At 61.7% G+C, this 5,184-nt stretch carries 4 protein-coding genes; all 4 read right to left on the bottom strand.

Translation table 11 applies throughout. From position 1 onward, the window contains the following. Window positions 1-310: 310 nt before the first annotated feature. Complete coding sequence (locus GPS82_RS13190) at window positions 311-517, bottom strand: hypothetical protein (RefSeq protein WP_296495478.1); 207 nt, start codon at window positions 515-517, stop codon at window positions 311-313. Window positions 518-772: 255 nt separating this feature from the next. Next, window positions 773-2,761 carry a molecular chaperone HtpG gene (htpG, locus tag GPS82_RS13185; RefSeq protein ID WP_296495475.1) on the bottom strand — a complete coding sequence of 663 codons (1,989 nt, stop codon included), beginning with the start codon at window positions 2,759-2,761 and terminating at the stop codon, window positions 773-775. 109 nt (window positions 2,762-2,870) lie between these two features. Then, on the bottom strand, window positions 2,871-4,109 hold the full coding sequence (locus tag GPS82_RS13180) for an alpha/beta hydrolase (protein WP_296495473.1): 1,239 nt from the start codon (window positions 4,107-4,109) through the stop codon (window positions 2,871-2,873). Continuing rightward, window positions 4,096-5,076, bottom strand: a complete 981-nt coding sequence (locus GPS82_RS13175) for a pseudouridine synthase (protein WP_296495471.1) — start codon at window positions 5,074-5,076, stop codon at window positions 4,096-4,098. The genes GPS82_RS13180 and GPS82_RS13175 overlap by 14 nt, the downstream gene beginning before the upstream one ends. Window positions 5,077-5,184: the final 108 nt, after the last annotated feature.

Genomic DNA, 5,184 nt, shown 5'->3' with positions numbered 1-5,184 from the left:
ATGCGCTCGTCCAGCCAGACCGGCAGAGAAATTGGCGGAAAATGGACCAATGAACCTGCAGCAATGGATTACCTGGATACCGGCCAGGCAGTTCGCTGAATGCGGTGGACAGAGGGTTTCTGCCGGCCCACGCCATTGGCGCCCGCTACACGGTTCCGTATGCGGTGGGTGTGGATGCGCTGGCACCTTTGCAAGAGCTGTTTGGCACCTGTAGCAAGGCATCACACGAAAATTTATGGATGAAGCCAGGCAACAACTCAGCGATCTTGTTCGCCAAACTGAAAGAACCCCGGGGGTATCGGCGGGCGTGTTATGCGGCCTGTGCTGATTGGCTGGTTGCCTCGCTCAGGCAGTCCTCGCTCCAGGCGCAGTCCTGCTGGTCGCATGTGCCGTTGGTGGCGCTGCCATAGCAGTCAAAATTGCCCTCGGCAAGCTGTATTTTTCTGATCAATTCCGGCTTGGACAGCTTGCCCGTATCGACGCTGAGGGTCTTGGCTATTTGACGAATGTTCTTCATGTTCATGACGGGGTCTCCTGTTTGGTGTGGCATGGCGGGACGGGCTCGTCGGAAAGGTTCACGACAGCACCCAGTCTCACTTTAAGCACTGTCACAACCCTGAGCATTGAGAATTCGCAACGTCCGTCACGCTGACCCGCGTGTTGCGATGGTGGCTTTGAATGCCAGCGCCAACAGCGAAAAGCCCCGTCAGTCACCAGGACCCACGGGGCTTTTCCGTTTTTAGCCACACCTCAGAGGCGTGGCAGATTCAAGCTAGACCAGCAGCGCGTTCACCCGCTTGACATAGGCCGCCGGGTCAGCCGGCAGGCCGCCTTCGGCCAGCAGCGCCTGGTCGAACAAAATGTGCGCCAGGTCATTGAAGTGCACCGACCCGTCGAGCTTTTTCACCAGCGCGTGCTCGGCATTGACTTCAAGCACCGGTTTCACATCGGGCGCGGCCTGGCCGGCCTGCTTGAGCATGCGCGCCAGTTGTGTGCTCATGCCGTGGTCTTGCACCACCAGGCAGGCGGGCGAGTCGACCAGGCGGGTGGTCACGCGCACGTCTTCGGCCTTGTCTTTCAGGGCTTCTTTCAACTTGGCCAGCAGCGGCTTGAAGGCTTCGGCCGCTTCTTCTGCGGCCTTTTTCTCGGTTTCGTCCTGCAGTTTGCCCAGGTCAACCGCGCCCTTGGCGACGCTTTGCAGCGGCGTGCCGTCAAAATCTTGCAGGTAGTTCAGCGCCCATTCGTCAACGCGGTCGGTCATCAAGAGCACTTCAATGCCCTTCTTTTTGAAGACTTCCAGCTGCGGGCTGTTTTTGGCGGCGGCCGCGTTGTCGGCGGTGATGTAGTAGATGGCTTCCTGGCCCTCTTTCATGCGCGCCTTGTAGTCGGCGAAGCTGACGCTGACCGCGTCGGTGGTGCTGCTGGCAAAGCGCAACAGCTTGGCCAGGCGGTCCTTGTTGGCGTAGTCTTCGCCCAGGCCTTCCTTGAGCACGGCGCCAAATTCGTTGTAGAACTTGGTGTACTTGCCCGCGTTGGCGGCGGCATCCAACTTGTCTTCTTCGCTGACCACGTCCGTCACGCCTTCTGCCGAGGTGGTGGCCTCCGGCAGCTTGTCGTTCTTGGCCAGGTCTTCCAGCATGCCCAGCACGCGCTTGGTGCAGCCTTCGCGGATGGCTTTCACGTCGCGGCTTTCCTGCAGCAGTTCGCGGCTCACGTTGAGCGGCAGGTCGCTGGAGTCGACCACACCCTTGACAAAACGCAGGTAGGTGGGCAACAGGGCCTCGGCGTCGTCCATGATGAAGACGCGTTTCACATACAGCTTGACGCCCGCTGATTTTTCACGGTTGTACAGATCAAACGGTGCCTTGCCGGGGATGTACAGCAGTTGCGTGTATTCGGTGCTGCCTTCGACGCGGTTGTGGGTGTAGGCCAGCGGCGCTTCAAAGTCGTGGCTGATCTGCTTGTAAAACTCGTGGTACTCGTCCTGGGTGATGTCTTTCTTGGCGCGCGCCCAGATGGCGTTGGCCTTGTTGACTGTCTCCCACTCGCCGGTCTTGACCATGGCGCCGGGCTGGCGGCCACCCTGCTCGTCGCTCGGGTTGATGAGCTCGCCGTCTTTCCACTCTTCCTTTTCCATCATGATGGGCAGGCTGATGTGGTCGGAGTATTTGTTGATGATGCCCTTGACTTTCCAGGCTGACGCGTAGTCCATGGAATCCTCGCGCAGGTGCAAGGTGACGCTGGTGCCGCGCTGTGGGCGGGTGATGTTTTCCACCTCAAAGTCACCGGCGCCGCCGCTGATCCAGCGCACGCCTTCTTCCGATTTCATGCCGGCCCGGCGCGACTCCACCGTGATCTTGTCGGCCACGATGAAGCCCGAATAAAAGCCCACGCCAAACTGGCCGATCAATTGCGAGTCGGCCTTTTGGTCACCGCTGAGCTTGCTCACAAAGTCCTTGGTGCCGCTCTTGGCAATGGTGCCCAGGTGGTCAATGGCTTCCTGTGTGCTCATGCCGATGCCGTTGTCGGTAATGGTGAGCGTTTTGGCATCCTTGTCAAAGGTGACCTTGACTTTGAGTTCGGTGTCGTTTTCATACAGGCCGCCGTCGTTGATGGCCTCAAAGCGCAGCTTGTCGCAGGCGTCTGAGGCGTTGCTGATGAGCTCGCGCAGAAAGATTTCCTTGTTGGAGTACAGCGAGTGGGTCACCAGATGCAGCAGTTGCGCGACTTCGGCCTGAAAGGAAAGGGTTTGTTTGGTCATGGGAGTAAGTTGGTTGCAGAAAACAGTGTCAATGCCAGAGGCAATCAGACATTAGGAGAACTCGCTAAATAAGGCCGAAGACGGGCGTTTCAAGGGCTGCCAAGAAAAATCAGCGCTTCAGCCAGGTCATGACTTGTTCGGCCACCGCCGGGCTGCTGAGCAGGGCCAGGTGGCCGGTGCGGTAGGCAATGTAGTGGTGATCGGGGCCAAAGTTCAGGCAGCGATGCGGGTCGTCGTGCTCCCCCAGCGCGCTATGCAGCGGCACCAGGCCATCGCCCACCAGCCGGTCAGCCAGCGGGCTGCGTTTGCTGGCGGTGGTGGCTGCCACGGCAAAACAGGCGACACCTGCGGGCAATGGCACCGGAGTGCGGCTGTCGGGCTGGCGACGAAACCGTTCAATCCCTTGCCAATCCGTGTCAAGCACCAACCCGTAGCGCAAATCTGTCACGCCGGCGCTGCGCAACTGGCCGAGTTTGGCAAACGGGCGGCTGTAGGGCGTGCTGCCCAGCACCACGTCAACCCAGTTGCCGGCCCGCTCCAGCGGCGAGCCGTGGTGCGGTGTGCCCAGAAAGACGATGCTTTTCAACAAGCCAGGCCAGGCCAGGGGCTTTGCCGTGACGCTGGCCAGCGCACTGCGCGTGACCAGCCCGCCCATGCTGTGCGCCAGCACGCTGAGCTCGGTCACGGGCACCGGCCAGCATCGCACCAGGTCTTCCAGTTGGCGTGCCAGCAGGTGGCCATTTTCAGAAACGTGCAGACCGCTGTTGTAGCGCACATAGACCGGGGTGCAGCCTTCGGCCTCACGCAGCATTTCGGCGAGGTTGACCGGCGCGCCCGCGTGCTGGCTGTTCCATTGCCGTTCGTTCATGCACAGACCATGAATGACGACCAGCACCTTGCCGCTGACTTGATCGGCACCGGGTGGTGCGGCCCAGTCCAGTGGACGATTCTGAAAACGCAGCGTCATGGGCGTGGCCAGTGGATTGGCACTGGCCTGCAGGCGGTCGCCCATGACGCCGTTCAGGGCGGCCAGCACGGCAGCGCGTTCCAGCGATTCATCGCCCTGGCCTTCAATGCGCTGCAAGAGCGGCTCAAGTCGGGTCAGGGCCGCCGTGATGCTGCCTCCCACCCGGTGCGTCACACCGGTGATGCTCCGGTAGATCAGCCCGGTCAGGCCGCGCGCCTGGGCGGGGCTGGTGCCGCCGGGTGCGCCCAGCGTGCGCCAAACCGACTGGTGCACGCCCTCGGCCATGGTCGTCACCGCTGTTGTGGCGTCGGTGGCGAGCAGTGTGATGGCGCGCAGGTCTGAGGCGCGCCAGTGGTGGCGCGGGGTTTTAGAAGTGCTCATGCGGTGCCAGGTAGCGCCACTGGCCAACGGGTAAATTGCCCAGCATCACCCTGCCGATGCGCACCCGCTTGAGGCCCACTACTTTCAGGCCAACCTGCTCGCACATGCGGCGAATCTGGCGTTTTTTGCCCTCGGTGAGCACAAAGCGCAATTGCTCGGGGTTTTGCCATTCCACTTTGGCGGGCTGCAGCGCCTGGCCGTCCAACTTGAGGCCATGGCGCAGCAGGGCCAGTTTGTCGGGCGGAAACACCGACTGCACGTCCTGGCTTACCGGGTCATCATCGTCAATGCGGCTGAGTTGGGTGACCTGACCGGACTGCGCGGACCTCGCCTGCGCGCCGGGCGCTGCGGCATAGGTGGCTGCCGCCGAGTCGGCCGCGGCCGCATTGAGCACACCGGTGTACATCACGCGCACCAGGTACTCTTTTTCCATCACCGCATCTTCGCCGATCAACTGGCGCGCCACCCGGCCGTCTTGCGTCAGCACCAGCAGGCCGGTGGAGTCAATGTCGAGCCGACCGGCGGGCACCAGGCTTTTGAGCTGGCTGGGGTGAAAGAAAAAGCGCGCATTGTCCTCGGCCCAGCGGTTCTGCGGCTGCACCAGGGTGATGGCCGGCTCGTGGCCGTCCTCGGCCTGACCGCTGACCAAACCGAGCGGTTTGTTGATCAGCACCGTGACCTGCTTGGCTTGCGCGCCGGTGGCCTGTTTGTCGATCTCGATGCGCACATCGGGGGTCACCTGCATGCCCATTTCGGCCACCCGGCCGTTGACCTTGACCCAGCCCTTGCCAATCCATTCGTCGGCCTCGCGGCGTGATGCCAGGCCGAGCTCGGCCATGCGTTTGTTCAAGCGCAGCGTGCCGTTGGCGCCATGCGCGGCCGTGTTGCTTTGCCCGGCAGGAATGGGCGCCTTGGGGGCGGGCGGCGCAGCACGGCGGAAAACGGGGGGGTGTTGTGGGGTGGCCATATCTAAGTTGACGGTTAAAGTGGTTAACTTGTTAAATTTAAAGTCCTTAGCGCACCAGGCGGCGCAGCAAGAAAGACTGCAAATCGCGGCGTGAATCGACAACGAGGT

The sequence above is a fragment of the Rhodoferax sp. genome, from assembly GCF_011391645.1.
In the GTDB taxonomy this organism is placed as follows: Bacteria; Pseudomonadota; Gammaproteobacteria; order Burkholderiales; family Burkholderiaceae_C; genus Rhodoferax.
Note: the sequence above shows the minus strand (reverse complement) of the source record. Positions and strands in the feature narration are given on the sequence as shown.

Coding starts and splice junctions, on each gene's coding strand:
- GPS82_RS13190 (WP_296495478.1), bottom strand. CDS start 517: ATGAAGAACATTCGTCAAATAGCCAAGACCCTCAGCGTCGATACGGGC.
- htpG (WP_296495475.1), bottom strand. CDS start 2,761: ATGACCAAACAAACCCTTTCCTTTCAGGCCGAAGTCGCGCAACTGCTG.
- GPS82_RS13180 (WP_296495473.1), bottom strand. CDS start 4,109: ATGAGCACTTCTAAAACCCCGCGCCACCACTGGCGCGCCTCAGACCTG.
- GPS82_RS13175 (WP_296495471.1), bottom strand. CDS start 5,076: ATGGCCACCCCACAACACCCCCCCGTTTTCCGCCGTGCTGCGCCGCCC.